The following is a 17,775-nucleotide window of genomic DNA, read 5'->3' on the forward strand; positions in this document are numbered from 1 at the left end:
CTACAACAGATTTTTAGTGTGACACTTGCGTAAGTCCTATAAAGGTAAAAATATGCAGCTAGAAGATTATTTTGAATTTTTAGATTCAGACGATATCCGCATTAAGGGTCATATAATCGGTATTGATGATGTGATTGATTATTACTTACAAGGATACACACCTGAACAAATTCTGGAAGATTTGCCATCGCTAGATTTAGAAAAGATTCACGCTACTATTACCTACTATCTCCATAATCGTGGGGAAATAGATGCTTATATGTTGCGGTTGGCTAGGTGGAGGGAACAGCGTTATCAAGAAGCTGCTGCTAATCCCTCTCCAATGATACAGCGTTTGAGAGCAATCAAAGCGCAACGAGAACAGGAGCGGTTAAATCTTGTATGAAAATCCGTTTCTTGCTCGATGAAAACTTGTCACCAAAGCTAAAGTTTGCTGTTTTGCGTCTTAACCCAGCAATAGATATAGTTCGTGTGGGTGATCCAGATGCTCCCCCTCTAGGAACACTAGATCCAGAACTGCTACGTTATCTGGAAGTATCTGAACGGTTATTGGTGACATACCAAAAGTTTTATGAATTTTTCCTAATACGAATGTATACTATAATAAAGCTCAGTTTAGTTAAACTATAGCTTAAAAGAAACTGAGATTACTACTGGAGGTAGATCAAAATGCTAAACCAGTCTATTACCGGAATGAGTTTACAGGATTTAGAATCCTTAATTAATAGAATTGTTGATGAAAAAATTAATCAAATAAGTCTCGCTAAACATAACAAAATAGAACAGTCTGAACTTGTTAAAAACATACATATTTTTCAAGAAAGCTTAAAGCAAAAATATGGTGAATTTTCTGATTTGACAGAATTATTGCGAGAAGATAGAGACAGATGATCACAGATAAAGTCGTCATTGATAGTAGTGTAGCCATTAAATGGTTTATTGCTCAAGATTATTCATTAGAGGCAAATAAAATTCTTGATGCTTATCAATCACAAGAAATTACCTTGATTGCTCCAGACTTAATTTATGCAGAAATTGGTAATATTGTTTGGAAAATACAGCGATTTCAAGGTTTAACAAATCAGGACGCTGAGATGATAATTGATTTATTTCAACAAATACAATTAAAAATATTCCCTGCCGATGAATTATTAAAAGATGCCTATCAGTTTGCAGTGAATTATCAAAGAACTGTCTACGATAGTCTTTACCTAGCTTTAAGCATTAGAGAAAACTGTAAATTTATCACTGCTGATGCAAAATTGTACAATGCTATTTATCCAAAAATACAAAATATTCAACTGATCAAAGATTGGATTTAAGTATGAGCGATCGCACAAAGTTCTCCAATTCCTTGAGGATGGAAATATTTACTTGTATCAAGAGACATGAGACTATTTTTATATTCTACAATTATGCTTGAATTAGAAAGTTGAATGAGAAAATCAGCACTTTTATCTCAACTTGGAGTGCGTCAGCGCTATAAATCCCAACCACACCGATAAATTACTCATACTGACAGACCCTACTAACTTACTGTTTTTCAATAATAACTTGACTAACTTTTGACCATCCTGACCACACTGAATCGGGAATGCTTAATATATATCTATAGCGATATGTAGTTATATTTCTTTCTCGCTTTGGATTATTCCCTCCATCTTCAAAAAGAACCTGAGAACCAATAGGGACTCCATCTACATCCTTAAATACAGCACTAAGCCCTCGGTTTAAAGGTAAAGAAGAACAGAATAAAAATGTGTATGTTTCATCAAATCGAAAACAGGTGATTTTCTCATCAACAATCCACTCTACCTGTTTATTAGAATCATCATATCTAGCTCCTGATTTCAAAATATATTGTATTTCTGTGTCGCTGTAAGTTTTTCTAGAATTAAAAACACTATAGTCCCATTTTGGATCTGATAAACTTGGAGTCCGTTCAGAAGTAGGAGTTGGTGTTGGAGTGGGATCAGGTGTAGGAGTTGATGTAGGTGTTGGTTCAGGTGATGGTGTTGGTGTTGGCTTCACCTCCCGAATTTTAGCATCTACTTCTTCCCTTTTTGATTGATAGCTTTCTTTAAGATTAGTAACCCTTTCTGAGATAAAAGTATCAGATGGAATATCATTTAATGTAGCGATCGCCTGTTGCAATTTCTCCTTAACTGCTTCATATTCACTAACCGTTTGAGCCTTTCCCATCTGTTCCTCTGCATCTTGAGCTTGTTGTTTGGCTTCGTTGATGGAGTCAAGAGCTTGATTTTCTTTATCTAAACGACTCTGTATTTTGGTTAATTGACTTTGATAATCTGAAAGTTCCTTTTGGGCAGCATCATATACCTTAGCAGATGTTGGTATGGTTTTTAGTTGAGCGATCGCATCTTGTAACTGTTGTTGAGATGCTCGTAATTCTTCCACATTCTTGGCACTCTCGGACAACTTTTGAGCAGTAACAGCCATATCTTTTGCTTGTTGATATTGCGAACTAAACTTTTCATCAACAGCACAGTTATCTAGTGATTTACAAATAATAGGAATATGAGCCGATTGAGTTCCTAAAAAAACTATTCCCAGCACGAAAACTCCTATTGAACTCCACATGATTATCCCAAGTGATTTATTTGGCTGAGAAATACGCCGCTTTGGAATAATTGAATTTTGCTTTGGGGTAGTTTGAATAGGTGATGTTTGTAACGGTGGCTTTCGTTGCTGAGATGGTATTTGAGAAGATTTGCTTGAAGACTGATAAGCTGTTTTAGTTGTTAATTGTGAAGTTTTTAAATCTTGTAAAACTGCTTGAGCCGATTGATAACGCTGTTGATATTCCTCTTGTAATAACTTATCTAAAATATCATCTAATTCTTTACTAACAGGTTGTTTTAAATGTAGTCGCCAAGTTTTCACCCAACCGTATCCATATTTTTTCCAAAGATCCCAAGGATGAACTCCTGTTAGCAAATGAGAACAAGTCGCACCCAAACTATATAAATCACTAGCAGGATATACTTTACGATCTTCTATTTGTTCTAAAGGTGCATAACCAAAAGTACCAATTGATGTCCCTGTTTTAACTGTTCCTTGTAATTGTTTAGATGCACCAAAATCAATTAATATTAATTTGCCATCACTACGACGACGCATAATATTTTCTGGTTTAATATCTCGATGAATTACACCATACTCGTGAACTACTTTCAAGATGGGTAATAAATCTTGTAACAAAGCGCGGATTTTTGATTCTGAGAATATTCCCTGTTTTTCTAATTCTTGTAATAAATTTTCACCGTCAATGAATTCTTGTACTAAATACAGACGGTTATTTTTTTCAAAATAAGCTCAGTTTAGTTAACAGACAATTTTGATATTATATAAACTGTAGTTAAAACAAACCTGATATTACCACTGGAGGTAAATCATAAATGCTAAATAATCAGGCTATTACCGAACTGACTTTACAGGATTTAGAATCCTTGATTAATAGAATTGTTGATGAAAAAATTAATCAGATTAATCTTGATCACAAAATAGAACAAACTGAGATTGTTCAAAACATACACATTTTATCCGAAGATATTGAAAAATCTAATCCTTTTGTTCAGTTTGATGGTATTTTCAAAGACGATCCGCTTTTTGATGAATTTTTAGAAGAAATGGCTAAAAATCGCCGTGAATTAGATGCAGAAATAGCTGCTTATGAATCTTCTTTAGAGGATAATAAAACAGCGTGAGCAGATATATTCTTGATACTAATACTAATATTGTGACTTTTTCTCAACAAAGTTCCTGACTTAAAAATGGAAGATTGGACGGTAAATCTATAGTTAAACTTTGATGGAATGAAGGACAAAGCCAAAAACTTCATCCTTCATATTTTTGACCAACTATTGCCATTTTTCTATGATATCCGCTTCTGTGTATTCGGGAAGATGATCATTTTCTAAACCTCTCATAGCCTGTTCAAGAGAAAATTGATTCCATTCTTCATTTTCTGTATTATTCCTATATGAGAACAGGGTTTTATAAAGTGTTAGTCTTTGTTCTTGCAATGCTTCTCGAACCATCTCTTTAATCAATGCTTTTAATTCTTGGGTTTCCATGATTTGACCTTTTATATCGTAAGTAATTATCCGAACTTAATATTATTCTTCATCGTCAAAATTCACATCTTGATAAATGTCAACTAAACTAATTTCAAAATCAAGATATTGCAACTTAACAATATCATCTTCAGATTTATATTCCTGAATAACTTTTTTAATTGAACTAATAAAATGATAAAAACTGCGAGAGCGTGTATTTTCCAGATTTAAATAAGGTGCTATCATTCTTGATCCGTTTATCTTTTGGTATTCAGGTACAAGTGATTTCAGTTCTTTTGATGGACTTTCAAGATTATCAGGATTGCGGAACTTATTTTTATTTTGCTGTGATGAAAGATTGGTTTTATTATAAGCCTTTTCTACCGCTTCCAAATCAGCAATATACCAGCTTTCAATTTCACGGCAAGCAATACGCACAATAGATTGAAATTTATTTGCTGCTTCGCATTTTTGTTGAAGATTTGTTTTAATAACTTGACAATCACCAGAATCTTGATCACGCAAAATAATGAATTTTGCATGAGGATTATTATATCCTTGAAGTTTTCGTGTTATCTGTTTTTCTAAATCTTGTTTACCTTCAAAAACAATATACCTAATAACTATATCTGATTCTAATATTAGCTGCGGCAAAATCCCTTCAATCATTGCTTTTGCAGATGGTTCTTCTAGTAAGAAAACAAGCTCTATCATAGCGGGTCTGCTCCCTCAAAAAACCCCTGTCTCCATAAATAACCAAGTTGATCACCTTCATTCATGTAAGTTGTGATTTGTTCATCATCACTCGCTCGTTTAACTATTGTATAACCTCTTTCTTTTTGTAACCAAAATACCTCTTCTAGTTCGCAACCATTTAAAAAATCAGGGGAATGAGTGGATACAAAAACTTGACCACCCTTGCGTGCATATTCTCGAAATTCTTCTGCAAGTTCATAAAGAAGTTTAGGATAAAGTTGATTTTCTGGTTCTTCCACACATAGCAAAGGATGAGGTTTTGGGTCATACAAAAGCACTAAATAAGCAAACATTTTGATAGTTCCATCAGAAACATATCGGGCTAAAAAAGGATCATGAAAATCGCCATCTTTAAACCTCAGCAATACCCGTCCTTCTTCAGTAATTTTAGAATCAACTGCGCTGATACCAGGAACTCGCTGTTTTAGTTTTTCAGTGATTTTCTGAAAAATATCAGGGTGTCTTCTATAGAGAAATTCCGTTACCATTGCTAAGTTTTCACCCTCTTTGGAAAGATGTTCGGCATAACTAGATTCTCTCTCTGGTCGCGCTTGTTGAATATGAAAATCCGAAATATGCCAATTTTCAAGTAAATCACCAATTGCTTTACTTGCAGGGAATTTTTCAAATTGTGCTAAACCTTTTAAAGCCAGAATATCTGGAGATTTTAACTCGTGGTCTTCTCGTTTTAATTCTTTTTCATCTATAACCTTATCAGGTTCATTAATCACAGCTTGTCCTTTACCTTTAGAAAAATCAATAAACCGCCAAGGCTGACCTTTACTCCCTCTTCGGTATTGAAGAATTTCTCTTTCTATGATAGGACGACCATCTTCTTCGTTAATTGTTAAAGAATAGGTAACTAATGGAGATTTTTCACCTTGAGGAATACGAAATTTCAATTCAATTTCTATCGGTCCAGTTGAGTTGCGGCTTCTTACTTCCTGGAATCCTCGACCGCCTCCTAATTTCGTGAGAGCAACATGAACATTATCGGTTAAAGCATCTTTTAAAAAACTGAATACATTAAAAATCGTGGTTTTACCCGTACCATTTGCACCGACAAAAACGCACATTTTAGGAATTTTTTTAATTTCTACATCTTTGAAAGCTTTAAAGTTTTTTAGATGGATACTTTCGATTTTCATAATTCTCCATTAAACATTTTTTTGAATAGATATCATTATTTATTCCCTATCTTCAAAATTAACATCTTGATAAATGTCAACTAAACTAAGTTCAAAATCAAGATATTGCAACTTAACAATATCATCTTCAGATTTATATTCTCGAAAAATCCATTCTCCCTCATTAGTTTTGCTGTAGTGCATTACCTGATATTGATTTTGTTCTACTAAAACATATTCTTTAAATTGGGGAATAGAACGATAAAAAGTAAATTTATCACCTTGGTCATAATTTTTTGTAGATTTAGATAAAACCTCAACAATTAACAAAGGATTAGTCACAGTAGTATTATTTTTACCTGCATAAATAGGTTTCCCATCAGTTACAATTACATCAGGATATGTATATTGTCTTAGTTGTGGTATCCATAAACGCATATCTCCCATAAAAACTTCATTGTTTTTGCGTCTCATGGCATATAGTAAAATCGCCGCGATCGCTAGTGTGATTTTATTATGATTACCACTTCCCCCAGTCATGGGAATTATTTCTCCATCACGATATTCGCTTTTATAAAGTGCTTTTTCTTCTAACTCTAAATATTCTTCAGATGTATAAGTATGCTTACGAGTTTCTACTTGCATATTATTTTCCTTAATTTAGTTAATTGCCGAGAATGAAGGATAAAGCCTAAAACTTCATCCTTCACCTTTTTCAATTATGCTTCATCTAAAGCTGCAATACCAGGTAATACCTTACCTTCTAACAACTTAGAACTAGCACCACCACCGATAATGGTAGTTGTGCCAGTCTTGCCAATTTCTGCTAGAGTATGAGCGATCGCTTGTGGAGTGGGTATGTAATTATGCAATTTTAATCCATAGAATTAATTTATAGCATATTCCGTGAACTGGCGCATAAATGGAGAATGAAAACCAATGATAATATCTTGATTGGGTACTCCTTTCTTTACCAATTCTTCAGCAAAATCAATTTCTGTACCGTTGTATTGTAGCCAGATTTTACCTTGTTTAATATCAAAATGCAGCACACAACCATAAACTCGATGGTCATTTTCCCAGCCAACATTCACAATTTGGTAATGATCGTTTTCCGTATCAAATATTAATTCGCGGTCAACATCATTTCTTTTGTAGTCATCTTTGGTATATTCTTTGATGATATTTTTAATGACTTGACGATATTGATTTAGTTTATCCATTGTTCTATCTCCTCTTTATTTGGATTATAAACAATCAATTTGATGTTTTGGACTTTGATCACCAGTTGAATTAGTTCCAATTTAAAAAATGTTTCATAGATTTTAAATTTGAATAATTTGGCTTAATTATAACAAAGAATAAAGGCGATCGCATTTTTAAAGTTTAATCAATCAGATTCCAGAATAAGTCCATTAATAATATCTTCTGGAGGGATTCCAGCTTGAATCAAAACAGGGATTAATCCTTCCTCAAAGTTATCATCTTCGATAACAATTTTACCATCTAATAAACGAGCATGAAATAAAATAGTATTAGTCCAATTTTCCTTTTCCCAACCTGTCATAATAATCAAAAACTGGCCTGATTCTTTGTCACAAACTGGACTAATTTTAAGTTTTTGTAATCGGGGTTGTAGGCTAGATTCTTTTCTTAAAACTTGGGTTAAAATATCAGCATACCTTAGTGTGTTATCCATTGTAGAATTACCTCTTTTTTAGGATCATAAACAATTAAATTGATTTTGTTTCGTTTAATAACCATTTGAAAAATAGGCTTTTGAAAGTGTTTTAAATAAACAGCCTGACTAATTCCGAGGAAAAGCTGTCGTTCAGGTTCTTGTAATTCTAAAGCCCATTTGTATAATTGAAGTTGTCCTATGGTTTTCTCTAATTCACTGATGACTGAAGGTGCATCAAAGTCTTTAATTTCAACGGCAATTTTACGATCTTCTTTTTCAGCACTAAAAAACTTCTCTGCTCCTAAATCAGCTTTGAGTAGTGTTTTTTCTAGTGTTAAAACTAAGGGATCATCGGTAATTGTCCAACCATCCTTTTCTAGGGTATGACGTAATGATAAGTGTAAATCGTCTCGTCTGGACATGATTAATAATTTTTCACCAGTGTTGAATGTTAGAAAAAAGCTCCAAAATTAGATTTAACCAAACGTTGCGATCGCTATACATTATTGTTCATGATCCTTTGTGCGATCGCCTCTCTTGCATTTTAACACTTCCCCAAAGACATTGCGTTTTTAAAGTTTAATCAAGAAGAAGACGGCGTTGCCGAAGGCACTACGAAGCAGACCGCATATTTTGTTTATTTCGCATTAATCAATTCCTATTGTTCCACTTACTTGAGCATTGTCATGAAAAGCAAAGTAATAGGCATTAGCTCCCGTTAAATCAGCTTTTCTTAAATCAGTTCCTCTAAAATCGGTATTGGCAATAATTGTATTTTTAAGATTTGCTCGATATAAATTGGCATTACTAAAGTTAGTGTTGGTTAAATTTGCTCCTTCTAGGTTACATTCCTGTAAATTTGCGCCAATAACAGATGCTCCTGATAAATTTGCTCCTTGAAAATCAGTTTTTTGGTATTCTTTGTATTTGTCTATGAATTTAGAATCACGTCCATTTTCACTTGTGTTCGTTACGTAATCCACAGCAGCTATAAATCTTATATCCTCAGAGTATCTGTGTTTATAAAATGTAAGTATAAAACCTCGACTCTGGTTTAAAATAGCGTTTTGAAGATTTGCATTTGCGAAAGATGAACTGTAGCATAATACTGATGTTAAGTCTGCTGACTCAAGATCAGCACTATTAAAATTAACTTCGGTAAAACTAGCTTGTATGAATTTAGAATTTTTCAAATCAGAATTATTAAAATTAGTATTATAAAGTTTAGCGTCAGTAAAATCACATTCAACAAGATTTGAATTACTAAAAATAACAACACCAAGCACAGCTTGTTTAAAATTAGAATTTTTTAAATTTGCTTCTGACAAGTTAGCATTTCTTAAATTTTGTCCACTCAAATCAACTCCCTCAAGACTAGGAACATAGCTTTCCATCTTCCTAAACTGATTCCAAGCTTTAATTCCTGCTTCACCACCTCGTAGCATTTGCAAAGCTCTCTCAGTTGTAATTTTGATCGCTGGGGTTTCACCTTCCCTTCTTTCACGCCCTCCTGATGTACCTGTACGAGACTTTAACAATTCCAAATTAGCTGTAATTTGATTCTTAATCTCTGCCGATTTAACTACTTCTAATGCGGTTGTTAAATATTCTTTTGCCTGTGTTAAATTTTCTGCGGTATTGGTTTCTGCAAATGCGATCGCTGAAGCCTGAAGAACCTCCGCATAAATATCACAACATTCTGCATCTTCTGAAAGTAAAGCATGAAGTCGTTTAGCACATTCTACCGCTTCGCTTAATTGTCCGTTATCAAAAAAGTCTCCGATTTTCTTGATTAAATCAGTCCTTTGAAGATGAATTAACTCCGCGTCATATTCTCTCTTTTTGTCAGCATCAGATAAAATTTCATAAGCGTGATTTAATTCTTTAAACTTCTCTTCTGCCAACTTTCTCACAGTTTCATTGACATCTATCGGCAAAGTGTCAGGATGCAATTCCTTCGCTTTGTTGCGATATGCTTCCTTAATCTCTTCTGCTGTTGCCGTCGATTCCACGCCTAAAACTTCATAGTAATTCATTGTTAAATTCCTCCAAGCTTATCCTATTTATCAGAAGCAGAGCCTAACTGCCTCAACAACTTCTCCTTCGACGGATTAAGAGAATTATTTGTTTTTAGCTTTTGCTCATATTCTGCCAACAATCCTACTTCCTTCATACAAATACTAATCAATAGATCGACCAAATCAGACATATTTTCTAAATTCAAGTAAATGCCATTAGTGATCTGAGATATTTCTTGAAACACTCTTTTAGTGTCAGGATTAGAACCGCATTGAACCGTGTAAATCTTAATCCCTTTTTTGCCTAAAGATTGAGTTTCATCTCGCCAATTATGTCCATATTGACAGGCTTGTAAAGAATCAATTACCCCATGCGGCGGCGCATCTCCCACCAATACCATCGCTCTCCGACTTCCCAATCTCCAAGCTAACTGATTAGTTTGGTATAAAGCTTCTTCAACTGCTTCAGGAAAATCTCCGCCGTCAGTTTTCTCTACCTGTGTGATGAAATTGCTAATCAGTTGATAATTCTCAGTTAAATCTAAAACCTTGGTTACATAAGTTGTCTGGGCATCACAATAATCCCCATAGGCAACCACTCCCATTTTTGCTTGAGGAACGGCTTGGCGAATTTCCTGAGACAAATGGTTGAGTTGATTTCGCACATCTTCCAAATAACCGTACATACTCCCAGTTGTATCAAAAGTCAGCGTAACATCTAATTTTTGACTGGGTTTTACAGCCTTTGGCGCGTCAGATCCACCCAAAGCTTGACTTAGTGTTTTTAGTTTACTGCTACCACCGATTTGAGTCATGGTTTTTAAAATTAAAATAAAAAAATATACAAGCGATTGTACCGAATATCAAAAATAAAATCAATAAAATTACTTGAATTAATCAAGTGCAATCCAACAAAAATTAATCACTGTAAAATTTACGCCACTTTCAAAAACTTGCCTAAAAGTTGCAGTTCGGGAAGGGTTTTACCATCTGCCAGACATGATTCAACTAACACTTCCTAACCATTTGTTGTCATTACATAATCACTTGTATAACTCGAATATCTAGATCCCCGACTTCTTTAAGAAGTCGGGGATCTGACGTTAATTACGCTTCATCTAAAGCTGCAATACCAGGTAATACTTTACCTTCTAGCAACTCCAAACTCGCACCACCACCAGTAGAAATATGGCTCATTTGATCAGCCAAACCGACCTTTTCTACAGCCGCTACAGAGTCACCACCACCGATAATGGTAGTTGTGCCGGTTTTGCCGATTTCTGCTAAAGTATGAGCGATCGCTTCTGTACCCGCAGCAAATTTATCAAACTCAAACACACCCATTGGACCATTCCAAATCACAGTCTTACAATCCGCTAAAGCTGCTTGGAAAACCTTGATAGAATCAGGACCAATATCTAAACCCATACCATCGGCAGGGATATTTTCAATGCTGACAGTAGTAGCATTAGCATCAGGAGCAAACTTATCAGCGGAGACAATATCTGTAGGTAGCAACAAAGCCACACCACGTTCTTTAGCCTTAGCTTCCAAAGACTTCGCTAATTCAAGCTTATCTTCTTCCACCAAAGACTTACCAACACTCAACCCACGGGCTTTGTAGAAGGTGAAAATCATCCCACCGCCGATGATCAACTTATCGCACTTTTCCAACAAAGTTTCAATCACACCGATTTTGCTAGAAACCTTAGAACCGCCAATAATAGCCGCCAAAGGACGCTGAGGTACTTCAATCGCACTTTGTAAATATTGCAATTCCTTCTCAACCAAGTAACCAGCTACAGAAGGGCTTAAAAACTTAGTTACACCCTCAGTGGAAGCGTGGGCGCGGTGTGCAGTACCGAACGCATCATTTACATAAAAATCAGCGTTTGCTGCCAATTTTTGAGCAAATTCGGGGTCGTTCTTTTCTTCTTCCTTGTAGAAGCGGACATTTTCCAACAACAGCACTTGACCATTGTCCAAAGCTGCAACTTTAGCAGCAACATCATCACCAATACAGTCATCAGTTTTGATAACTTCTTGTCCTAACAACTCAGAAAGACGTTTAGCGACGGGAGTTAAACGCAATTTTTCATCTACACCCTTGGGACGACCGAAATGGCTTGTTAAAATGACCTTAGCACCCTTTTGGGTCAAATCTTGGATAGTTGGTAGCGCCGCCCGAATCCGAGTATCATCAGTAATGTTGCCTTGATCATCCACAGGCACATTAAAATCAACCCGTACTAAAGCGCGTTTTCCAGATATATCAGCCGCAGATAAACTTGCTAAACTTTTTTTAGACACAGTACGACTCTCCTGATTACTTTTTTGTTATTGTCTTCAAAATATGACCATCAAAATTTTACCGGAGTGAGGGGCGCAGAGGTGAGATATGTTTAAAACAGTTCTATTTCCCATTGATCAAAGTCGAGAAGCCAGAGAGGCCGCTGATATAGTTGCCAATATTGTGCAAACCTATCGCAGCCGCTTAATTCTGTTGTCAGTCGTTGAAGAGCCAGACTCAGAAGCACCAGCTACCAGTCCTATGGTATCTCCAGAAGCAGTTGCCAAACTCCTAGAAAATGCCCAGGCTTTATTTTCTGAACAAGGAATCGTAGCCGAATTACTAGAAAGACAAGGTAAACCAGCTTTTACTATTTGTGATGTTGCTGATGAAGTTGAAGCCAGTTTAATTATCATGGGCTGTCGAGGCATAGGATTGACGGATGAAGGCGCAACTGATAGCGTTACTACGCGGGTAATCAACCTTTCTCCCTGTCCAGTTTTGATTGTTCCTTGATTAAACATCGTGTGCCTGAATATGATATATCAGAGTATATGTCATAACAAGCCTCATCTGAATTTGCTAGGAACCCCCCGTGGTTCCCCCAAATCACGGGGTAGGTACGGGAGCGCTACTCCTATATTAAATCCAAATCTTTTGTATAATTAATTTTGCTTGCCTACTTAGTGGAAACTGTTTCCTATTCCCTATTCCCTATTCCCTGTTCCCTGCCTTCACAGATAACTGTTTCAGCAAACCCTACTTAGACAAGATAACTAGTATTCGGGACAATGGGAAACATTGCATATTCATACCAAGCTGTCCAGATAAAACTCCGAATCCAGCGTTGACGTTTCTCCAAACTTAATTCATACTCAAATGCACCAGAAGATTCATCAATAGAAGATAAATGGGAGTTACAACCACAGCCATGTTGATAAGTAAAACCGTATTTAGATGCTATACTTTGCACCTTCATTTGCATTGCAAATACCTTACCTGCGTGTAGAATAGCATCCCACGAACGCTTATGTTCTATATCTCTGGGATCAAATCTTAAAGCCCGTTCTTCAAACACATGATCTCGATAAATTGGGGCTAAATGTACATGATAGAAACTAGCTGGTAAATCATATCCAAATTCATCAAACAGTTCCAAACCAATGCGAGCTACCTTGACCTCATTATTGTACTCAGAACCTTTTGATTCACAATTATGCAAAACTGCTTCAAAGTTCGGATAGTTGTGAATCATAAAGTCATGACCATAAAACTCCAGAGTTTCCCCTGCCAGTTGTCCAAATAACTCAGAAAATGAAGGTATTAGCCGAAATAAATGGGGACGGTCATTAAACAAATCAACATCACCATATTGCAGTTTATATTGAAACAACTGTGCCATTTCCACATAGACTTGTGGATTACTGAATCTGACATTTGCCCTGCCCTTAGCAATGTCCTGCCACACACCAGGTAATTGAGCAACAGTAACCGCATTTTCACCAACAATGACTGCAACGTTAGAGGCTTCTTGAAGCTGCATATTCAATTTCCACAGAGAGTTTAATTAACTAATTTACTGCAAATAATCCCTTTTTTATCTTTTCAACAGCATAAAAAATGTTTGACAAACTGTCTTTTGACATTGGGCAAAAAATGTCCATTATAGATTTAGGAATATTCACTGCTTAGACATTTTTTAATACCCGTTGTTAATTTGGCATCAAAAACAATGAAACCCTTTATTTATATGGGTTATGGGGTAAATAAACTCATATTTGGCATAACAGGTACGGAAGAACCAATTAAATTGGACTACCAATACTTGTCCATTTTTTGTAGGTCGGGTTAAGCGACAGCGCAACCCGACGCATTTGTTGGGTTATGGCTATGGCTCCTACGTCGCCACGCAAGCTATCGCCACACTTCGTGAACGTACCTCAATCCAACCTACAAATCAAGACTTTTTTCGATTTGGACAAGGTATTGTGGGCGTTGCTGAATTGAGGTATGAAATTCCCAAATTGAATCTTTAAAACTCTTACCTTTGCGCCTTTGCGTGAGACTAAAATTCATACCCTTAATCAGCAACGCCGTATTGTGTTGTTATAATTATTGATAATAATGCTTTGTTAGGAACTAAATTTAACTTATTATGTTAGAATAACTATGTCTGTTATCCAAAGGATAAAGTATGACCACAACAATTTCCACACATCTACAATCAACACTATATGAAACAGATCATTATCTGTGGATAGAAAACACACTCAAACAGCTAGAAAACAGAGATATTAATAATTTAGATTGGCAGCATTTAGCAGAAGAGATTGAAGCATTGGGAATAGAACAAAGACGCAAAGTAGAAAGTTATTTGAAGCAGTTATTAATCCATCTTCTGCTTTGTTGTTATTGGGAAACTGAAAAAGAAACCTGTCAACGAGGTTGGCAAATTGAAATCTCTAACTTCCGTGACGAGTTGGAATTTTCTTTTCGCTCCAAAACACTTTATAAGTATTGCCTGAGTTGTTTAGAACAGGTTTATACTAAAGCTAGAAGACAAGCAATTCAAAAGACAGGCTTACCTGGTGAGATTTTTCCAAAGCAATGTCCTTTTAGTCTTGAAGATATTCTTAATAATGAATATTTCCCCTAATTTTTTTAGAGGTTGTTTGAAAACTTTTTCGTGTGGGATCTGACACCCGCAGATCCCCCTAAATCCCCCTTGAAAAGCGGGACTTTGAGGAATTTAGCTCCCCTTTCTAGGGGGGTTGGGGGGATCTCGATTAATTCTGATACTTTTCAAAGTTTAACGCAATGCGTTAAACCCCTAACTGCTGAGTTAGATTCTAAGCAAAGACAAACTGTTTAGAATCTGTAAAACTCAAACTACTGGCTTGAATCCCAGTCAGAGTCGCTAAAGTTTGATTATTGAAGACGATCGCGGTATCTGCACCAACTTGATTTAACTTGAGTGTGGATGTGGTAATACCTAAACTGACAGCACCTTGAATACCGATAACATCAGTACCCAGTTGGAAGTCAAGCACGGTATTAGCCGAAGAGGGTAATTCAGCATTGACAATCCAGAATTGGTCAGCGCCAGCACCACCGGAAATTAAGTTACCACCACCAAGACCAACTCTGAAGATATCATTACCATCACCACCCAAAGCCCGGTCATTGCTACCCAAGTAGAAGGTATCATCACCCACACCACCGGATATGCGGTTGCCACCTTGACCATCTCTCGCATCAAAGGTGTCATTACCGTCACTACCGAAAGCGCGATCGCCTTTATTCACAAAGATCGTATCATCACCGCTACCCAGATCAACGATATTGTTAGCTGAGTTGGGAAAAGCAAATACAGTGGACAGGTCTACCTCATCTTTACCTGCACCTGTAAATACGATATTGTTTTGACCATCGAATTGACTACCAGGAGTGGCAATTAATTTATCATCTCCTGGAGTTCCTACAGTTGTAGATTGGTTGTCAATGATTTTTTCGACTGCGAGAGTAAAGATATCATTGACAGTTGCACCTGCTTTATCTGTAGCAATTACCTTTACATCCAGTGAACCTGTAACTCCTGTTGTGGGAGTACCGCTAAAGGTTCGAGTTGTAGAGTTAAAATTCAGCCAATCTGGTAACTTACTACCATCAGCTAAAGTGGCGGAATATTTAATTAAATCAGGAATTACTCCATCATTGAGCAGTGTATTTTCAAATGTATCTGTTACTAACTGATGCAGTCTTGTCGTGGGATGAACATCGTCCCAAAAAGCATATTGATCAGGATTAACTGGATTAGTGGCTGTAATTAGAGGTTGGGTAATATTCGTGAATTTGTAATTAGCAGGATTAGTCTGAACTGCTGTACTCGAACCAAAGTTATCTACCAAAGATAAATTAACATTTAGAGCTGGTTCTAAGTTAGTTAAAGCTTGATTTAAAGCTGTATTAAAGCCAAGAGAAATTGCTCTGGCATTAGCTACATTATTACTAGCAATACTCGCAGGAGTAGCACCCAAATCGGCTAAATTGCCAACAACAATTTCTTTAGCACCTAATCCGGCTAAAGTTGTAATTGCACTACTAATATTAGTAACTGCACTAGTCACAGCTTGAGTAGGATCTGTGGCAAGATTCAGAAAATCATTAGCACCAGCCCAAATTACATACAGTCCATCTTTACCGATGGAATTGGTATTTACAGTTTTAAATTGCTGAATTTGTGTGAGTAATCCAGGTACGGTTATTTGCCCAAAAGTATTACTTACTCCTGTATTTGCGCCCACAAAGGCATAGTTTTGAATTGATGGGTTTGTAAATTGTAAATCAGAGGCAAAGTAATCAGCCCAAATTAAACCATTAGAAAGACGACCTTGATAATTAGGTGGTGCAGGAAAAGTGTTACCGGAGGCTTTGTAGAAGTTACCTGTATCTGAGAGGCTATCACCAAAGATGACGAGGTTTTTATAGGGATTAACTGCGTCTGCATCCGAGAAGGTATCTTTGGGTAGTGTAAATGTAAAGGTAGAATTGACCTTAACTGTTTGATCTAAAAGTGGATTTTTGAGGATGGGTGCGGTATTCACGTTTTTTACCTTAATGGTAAATGTATTTTCCAAGTTGTATCAGATCAGTAACTCAGTATGTGCGAATTTAACGAATTTAAGGAAATTTCGTTAATAACAATTTTGGAAGTCATAGTATAACTGGGTTGTAGCCTTATGTAAAAAAATAACTTGACACAATTAGTAAACCTCAACTCACAGAAACCGAATTAAAAAACGAACTATTATCAATTATTAAACAGGGTATTTCGGCTCTACCGGAGTTAGTATGCTAAGAGGTTGTTTGATAGCGAAGCGTGGCGTTCGGTATCTGCACCAACTTGATTTAACTTGAGTAACGTCGTATACATTGCTGTTTGGGAGATTTGGGGGTGCGATCGCGAAGCTGACTGAAGATATCGCTGATGGGGATGCGATCGCCTTGATGCTTTTAGGAATGGTAATGGAAATAAATTCAGCTATAATACAATTAACAAGCGAGCAAAGAGCAAGAAAATATATATGATTACTGTAGAATTTCAAACCACTATTGAAAATGGGATGATAAAAATTCCCGAACAGTACCAACAACAGTTAAAACAACCCAATATAGTTAAAGTCACTCTTCAACAAGAAACCTCTGAACAATCTGGAAATTACCTCCAATATTTATTGGAGCATCCTTTAAATATAGAACAATTAAATCCAATGAAACGAGAAGAAATTTACGAAACCGAATAAAAAGATGACGACTTTTTTAGATTCAAATATCTGGATATATGCACTTAATCAGAGCCAGGATATCCGAAAACATCAAATTGCTAACCATCTAGCCATACAAACAGGACTTTATTTAAGTACCCAGGTAATCAATGAAGTTTGTGTAAACCTAATCAAAAAAGGAAAATTTCCCGAAAATCAAATTCAAAATCTTATTCAAGGTTTTTATCAAATTCATCATATCGTTGAACTCGATTTGAATATATTGTTGAAAGCATCCGCATTAAGAACAAAATATTTATTCTCATTTTGGGATAGTTTAATTATCGCCAGCGCACTATCAGTTAATGTCAATCAACTCTATTCAGAGGATATGCAACACGGTTTTACGGTGGAAGGATTACAAATTATTAATCCTTTTCTCTAAGCGATAGCGAAGCGCGACCTAGTAATCGCTTTTTAATGAGGAGCTTGAATGCAATATAACCCACATGCGGAATGTGGGTTACAAAAATACCCAAAAATTTCTTGTGGTGCGGGAC

At 36.1% G+C, this 17,775-nt stretch carries 24 protein-coding genes and 1 pseudogene; 10 read left to right on the plus strand and 15 right to left on the minus strand.

Annotated features, from left to right (window positions below; all coding sequences use genetic code 11):
- The first annotated feature begins 52 nt into the window (after positions 1-52).
- From CA730_RS15260 to CA730_RS15275, 4 genes are read left to right on the plus strand one after another with little or no spacing between them, the layout of a single operon-like run.
- Positions 53-385 carry a DUF433 domain-containing protein gene (locus CA730_RS15260; RefSeq protein ID WP_096668548.1) on the plus strand — a complete coding sequence of 111 codons (333 nt, stop codon included), beginning with the start codon at positions 53-55 and terminating at the stop codon, positions 383-385.
- Positions 382-630: a DUF5615 family PIN-like protein gene (locus CA730_RS15265; protein WP_096668550.1), complete on the plus strand. Its 249-nt coding sequence runs from the start codon at positions 382-384 to the stop codon at positions 628-630. Before CA730_RS15260 ends, CA730_RS15265 begins: the two co-directional genes overlap by 4 nt.
- A gap of 39 nt (positions 631-669) precedes the next feature.
- Entirely contained in the window at positions 670-891 is a 222-nt protein-coding gene (locus CA730_RS15270; RefSeq protein ID WP_096668552.1) for a hypothetical protein, read from the plus strand.
- Entirely contained in the window at positions 888-1,322 is a 435-nt protein-coding gene (locus tag CA730_RS15275) for a type II toxin-antitoxin system VapC family toxin (protein WP_096668554.1), read from the plus strand. Before CA730_RS15270 ends, CA730_RS15275 begins: the two co-directional genes overlap by 4 nt.
- 211 nt (positions 1,323-1,533) lie before the next feature.
- Here CA730_RS15275 and CA730_RS26475 read toward each other — a convergent pair whose 3' ends face one another.
- The gene (locus tag CA730_RS26475; protein ID WP_407919804.1) at positions 1,534-3,312 is read right to left on the minus strand and encodes a protein kinase domain-containing protein; all 1,779 of its coding nucleotides are present in this window, start codon (positions 3,310-3,312) and stop codon (positions 1,534-1,536) included.
- A gap of 107 nt (positions 3,313-3,419) precedes the next feature.
- On the opposite strand from CA730_RS26475, the gene CA730_RS15285 reads away from it, so the two are divergent.
- On the plus strand, positions 3,420-3,728 hold the full coding sequence (locus CA730_RS15285; protein ID WP_096668556.1) for a hypothetical protein: 309 nt from the start codon (positions 3,420-3,422) through the stop codon (positions 3,726-3,728).
- A 153-nt stretch (positions 3,729-3,881) separates the two neighbouring features.
- Here the strand turns inward: CA730_RS15285 and CA730_RS15290 are convergent, their stop codons facing one another.
- From CA730_RS15290 to CA730_RS15320, 9 genes and pseudogenes are all read right to left on the minus strand, one after another.
- A complete protein-coding gene (locus tag CA730_RS15290; protein ID WP_096668558.1) occupies positions 3,882-4,097 on the minus strand; it encodes a hypothetical protein in 216 nt (71 codons plus the stop codon).
- A gap of 42 nt (positions 4,098-4,139) precedes the next feature.
- Positions 4,140-4,793 carry a DUF4276 family protein gene (locus CA730_RS15295; protein WP_096668560.1) on the minus strand — a complete coding sequence of 218 codons (654 nt, stop codon included), beginning with the start codon at positions 4,791-4,793 and terminating at the stop codon, positions 4,140-4,142.
- Complete coding sequence (locus CA730_RS15300) at positions 4,790-5,983, minus strand: AAA family ATPase (protein ID WP_096668562.1); 1,194 nt, start codon at positions 5,981-5,983, stop codon at positions 4,790-4,792. The genes CA730_RS15295 and CA730_RS15300 overlap by 4 nt, the downstream gene beginning before the upstream one ends.
- A gap of 39 nt (positions 5,984-6,022) precedes the next feature.
- Entirely contained in the window at positions 6,023-6,607 is a 585-nt protein-coding gene (locus CA730_RS15305) for a Uma2 family endonuclease (RefSeq protein WP_096668564.1), read from the minus strand.
- Between the two features lie 74 nt (positions 6,608-6,681).
- A pseudogene (pgk, locus tag CA730_RS24470) lies at positions 6,682-6,810 on the minus strand (phosphoglycerate kinase); the annotation flags it as partial.
- Between the two features lie 39 nt (positions 6,811-6,849).
- Positions 6,850-7,185 carry a XisI protein gene (locus CA730_RS15310; protein ID WP_096668566.1) on the minus strand — a complete coding sequence of 112 codons (336 nt, stop codon included), beginning with the start codon at positions 7,183-7,185 and terminating at the stop codon, positions 6,850-6,852.
- Positions 7,173-7,286 carry an element excision factor XisH family protein gene (locus CA730_RS26480; protein ID WP_157750067.1) on the minus strand — a complete coding sequence of 38 codons (114 nt, stop codon included), beginning with the start codon at positions 7,284-7,286 and terminating at the stop codon, positions 7,173-7,175. The genes CA730_RS15310 and CA730_RS26480 overlap by 13 nt, the downstream gene beginning before the upstream one ends.
- 66 nt (positions 7,287-7,352) lie before the next feature.
- Complete coding sequence (locus CA730_RS15315) at positions 7,353-7,661, minus strand: element excision factor XisI family protein (protein ID WP_096668568.1); 309 nt, start codon at positions 7,659-7,661, stop codon at positions 7,353-7,355.
- Positions 7,646-8,065 carry a XisH family protein gene (locus CA730_RS15320; RefSeq protein WP_096668570.1) on the minus strand — a complete coding sequence of 140 codons (420 nt, stop codon included), beginning with the start codon at positions 8,063-8,065 and terminating at the stop codon, positions 7,646-7,648. The genes CA730_RS15315 and CA730_RS15320 overlap by 16 nt, the downstream gene beginning before the upstream one ends.
- A gap of 26 nt (positions 8,066-8,091) precedes the next feature.
- Between CA730_RS15320 and CA730_RS26090 the strand changes: the two genes are divergently transcribed.
- Positions 8,092-8,226, plus strand: coding sequence for a hypothetical protein (locus tag CA730_RS26090; RefSeq protein WP_269076472.1), 135 nt, complete (start codon positions 8,092-8,094; stop codon positions 8,224-8,226).
- Between the two features lie 64 nt (positions 8,227-8,290).
- On the opposite strand, the gene CA730_RS15325 is transcribed toward CA730_RS26090, so the two are convergent.
- The 3 genes from CA730_RS15325 to CA730_RS15335 form a co-directional block, all read right to left on the minus strand.
- On the minus strand, positions 8,291-9,679 hold the full coding sequence (locus tag CA730_RS15325; protein ID WP_096668572.1) for a pentapeptide repeat-containing protein: 1,389 nt from the start codon (positions 9,677-9,679) through the stop codon (positions 8,291-8,293).
- A 23-nt stretch (positions 9,680-9,702) separates the two neighbouring features.
- Positions 9,703-10,476 (minus strand): vWA domain-containing protein, encoded by a 774-nt coding sequence (locus CA730_RS15330; RefSeq protein ID WP_096668574.1) that lies wholly within the window; start codon positions 10,474-10,476, stop codon positions 9,703-9,705.
- Between the two features lie 292 nt (positions 10,477-10,768).
- Positions 10,769-11,971, minus strand: coding sequence for a phosphoglycerate kinase (locus CA730_RS15335; RefSeq protein ID WP_096668576.1), 1,203 nt, complete (start codon positions 11,969-11,971; stop codon positions 10,769-10,771).
- 88 nt (positions 11,972-12,059) lie between these two features.
- On the opposite strand from CA730_RS15335, the gene CA730_RS15340 reads away from it, so the two are divergent.
- A complete protein-coding gene (locus CA730_RS15340; RefSeq protein ID WP_096668578.1) occupies positions 12,060-12,467 on the plus strand; it encodes a universal stress protein in 408 nt (135 codons plus the stop codon).
- Positions 12,468-12,714: 247 nt separating this feature from the next.
- On the opposite strand, the gene CA730_RS15345 is transcribed toward CA730_RS15340, so the two are convergent.
- A complete protein-coding gene (locus CA730_RS15345) occupies positions 12,715-13,494 on the minus strand; it encodes a hypothetical protein (RefSeq protein ID WP_096668580.1) in 780 nt (259 codons plus the stop codon).
- 651 nt (positions 13,495-14,145) lie between these two features.
- Between CA730_RS15345 and CA730_RS15350 the strand changes: the two genes are divergently transcribed.
- Positions 14,146-14,607: a DUF29 domain-containing protein gene (locus tag CA730_RS15350; protein ID WP_096668581.1), complete on the plus strand. Its 462-nt coding sequence runs from the start codon at positions 14,146-14,148 to the stop codon at positions 14,605-14,607.
- A 193-nt stretch (positions 14,608-14,800) separates the two neighbouring features.
- On the opposite strand, the gene CA730_RS15360 is transcribed toward CA730_RS15350, so the two are convergent.
- Positions 14,801-16,555: an SGNH/GDSL hydrolase family protein gene (locus CA730_RS15360; RefSeq protein WP_172891197.1), complete on the minus strand. Its 1,755-nt coding sequence runs from the start codon at positions 16,553-16,555 to the stop codon at positions 14,801-14,803.
- A 480-nt stretch (positions 16,556-17,035) separates the two neighbouring features.
- Between CA730_RS15360 and CA730_RS15365 the strand changes: the two genes are divergently transcribed.
- Both CA730_RS15365 and CA730_RS15370 read left to right on the plus strand, forming a co-directional pair.
- Positions 17,036-17,254: a hypothetical protein gene (locus CA730_RS15365; protein ID WP_096668587.1), complete on the plus strand. Its 219-nt coding sequence runs from the start codon at positions 17,036-17,038 to the stop codon at positions 17,252-17,254.
- A gap of 4 nt (positions 17,255-17,258) precedes the next feature.
- Positions 17,259-17,660 (plus strand): PIN domain-containing protein, encoded by a 402-nt coding sequence (locus CA730_RS15370; RefSeq protein ID WP_096668589.1) that lies wholly within the window; start codon positions 17,259-17,261, stop codon positions 17,658-17,660.
- Positions 17,661-17,775 lie beyond the last annotated feature (115 nt).

Source organism: Dolichospermum compactum NIES-806 (genome assembly GCF_002368115.1).
Classification (GTDB): Bacteria; Cyanobacteriota; Cyanobacteriia; order Cyanobacteriales; family Nostocaceae; genus Dolichospermum; species Dolichospermum compactum.

Excerpts from the sequence above, each read along its gene's own strand:
- CA730_RS15260 (WP_096668548.1), top strand. The coding sequence starts at position 53 with ATGCAGCTAGAAGATTATTTTGAATTTTTAGATTCAGACGATATCCGC.
- CA730_RS15265 (WP_096668550.1), top strand. The coding sequence starts at position 382 with ATGAAAATCCGTTTCTTGCTCGATGAAAACTTGTCACCAAAGCTAAAG.
- CA730_RS15270 (WP_096668552.1), top strand. The coding sequence starts at position 670 with ATGCTAAACCAGTCTATTACCGGAATGAGTTTACAGGATTTAGAATCC.
- CA730_RS15275 (WP_096668554.1), top strand. The coding sequence starts at position 888 with ATGATCACAGATAAAGTCGTCATTGATAGTAGTGTAGCCATTAAATGG.
- CA730_RS15285 (WP_096668556.1), top strand. The coding sequence starts at position 3,420 with ATGCTAAATAATCAGGCTATTACCGAACTGACTTTACAGGATTTAGAA.
- CA730_RS15290 (WP_096668558.1), bottom strand. The coding sequence starts at position 4,097 with ATGGAAACCCAAGAATTAAAAGCATTGATTAAAGAGATGGTTCGAGAA.
- CA730_RS15295 (WP_096668560.1), bottom strand. The coding sequence starts at position 4,793 with ATGATAGAGCTTGTTTTCTTACTAGAAGAACCATCTGCAAAAGCAATG.
- CA730_RS15300 (WP_096668562.1), bottom strand. The coding sequence starts at position 5,983 with ATGAAAATCGAAAGTATCCATCTAAAAAACTTTAAAGCTTTCAAAGAT.
- CA730_RS15305 (WP_096668564.1), bottom strand. The coding sequence starts at position 6,607 with ATGCAAGTAGAAACTCGTAAGCATACTTATACATCTGAAGAATATTTA.
- CA730_RS15310 (WP_096668566.1), bottom strand. The coding sequence starts at position 7,185 with ATGGATAAACTAAATCAATATCGTCAAGTCATTAAAAATATCATCAAA.
- CA730_RS15315 (WP_096668568.1), bottom strand. The coding sequence starts at position 7,661 with ATGGATAACACACTAAGGTATGCTGATATTTTAACCCAAGTTTTAAGA.
- CA730_RS15320 (WP_096668570.1), bottom strand. The coding sequence starts at position 8,065 with ATGTCCAGACGAGACGATTTACACTTATCATTACGTCATACCCTAGAA.
- CA730_RS26090 (WP_269076472.1), top strand. The coding sequence starts at position 8,092 with ATGTTAGAAAAAAGCTCCAAAATTAGATTTAACCAAACGTTGCGATCG.
- CA730_RS15325 (WP_096668572.1), bottom strand. The coding sequence starts at position 9,679 with ATGAATTACTATGAAGTTTTAGGCGTGGAATCGACGGCAACAGCAGAA.
- CA730_RS15330 (WP_096668574.1), bottom strand. The coding sequence starts at position 10,476 with ATGACTCAAATCGGTGGTAGCAGTAAACTAAAAACACTAAGTCAAGCT.
- CA730_RS15340 (WP_096668578.1), top strand. The coding sequence starts at position 12,060 with ATGTTTAAAACAGTTCTATTTCCCATTGATCAAAGTCGAGAAGCCAGA.
- CA730_RS15345 (WP_096668580.1), bottom strand. The coding sequence starts at position 13,494 with ATGCAGCTTCAAGAAGCCTCTAACGTTGCAGTCATTGTTGGTGAAAAT.
- CA730_RS15350 (WP_096668581.1), top strand. The coding sequence starts at position 14,146 with ATGACCACAACAATTTCCACACATCTACAATCAACACTATATGAAACA.
- CA730_RS15365 (WP_096668587.1), top strand. The coding sequence starts at position 17,036 with ATGATTACTGTAGAATTTCAAACCACTATTGAAAATGGGATGATAAAA.
- CA730_RS15370 (WP_096668589.1), top strand. The coding sequence starts at position 17,259 with ATGACGACTTTTTTAGATTCAAATATCTGGATATATGCACTTAATCAG.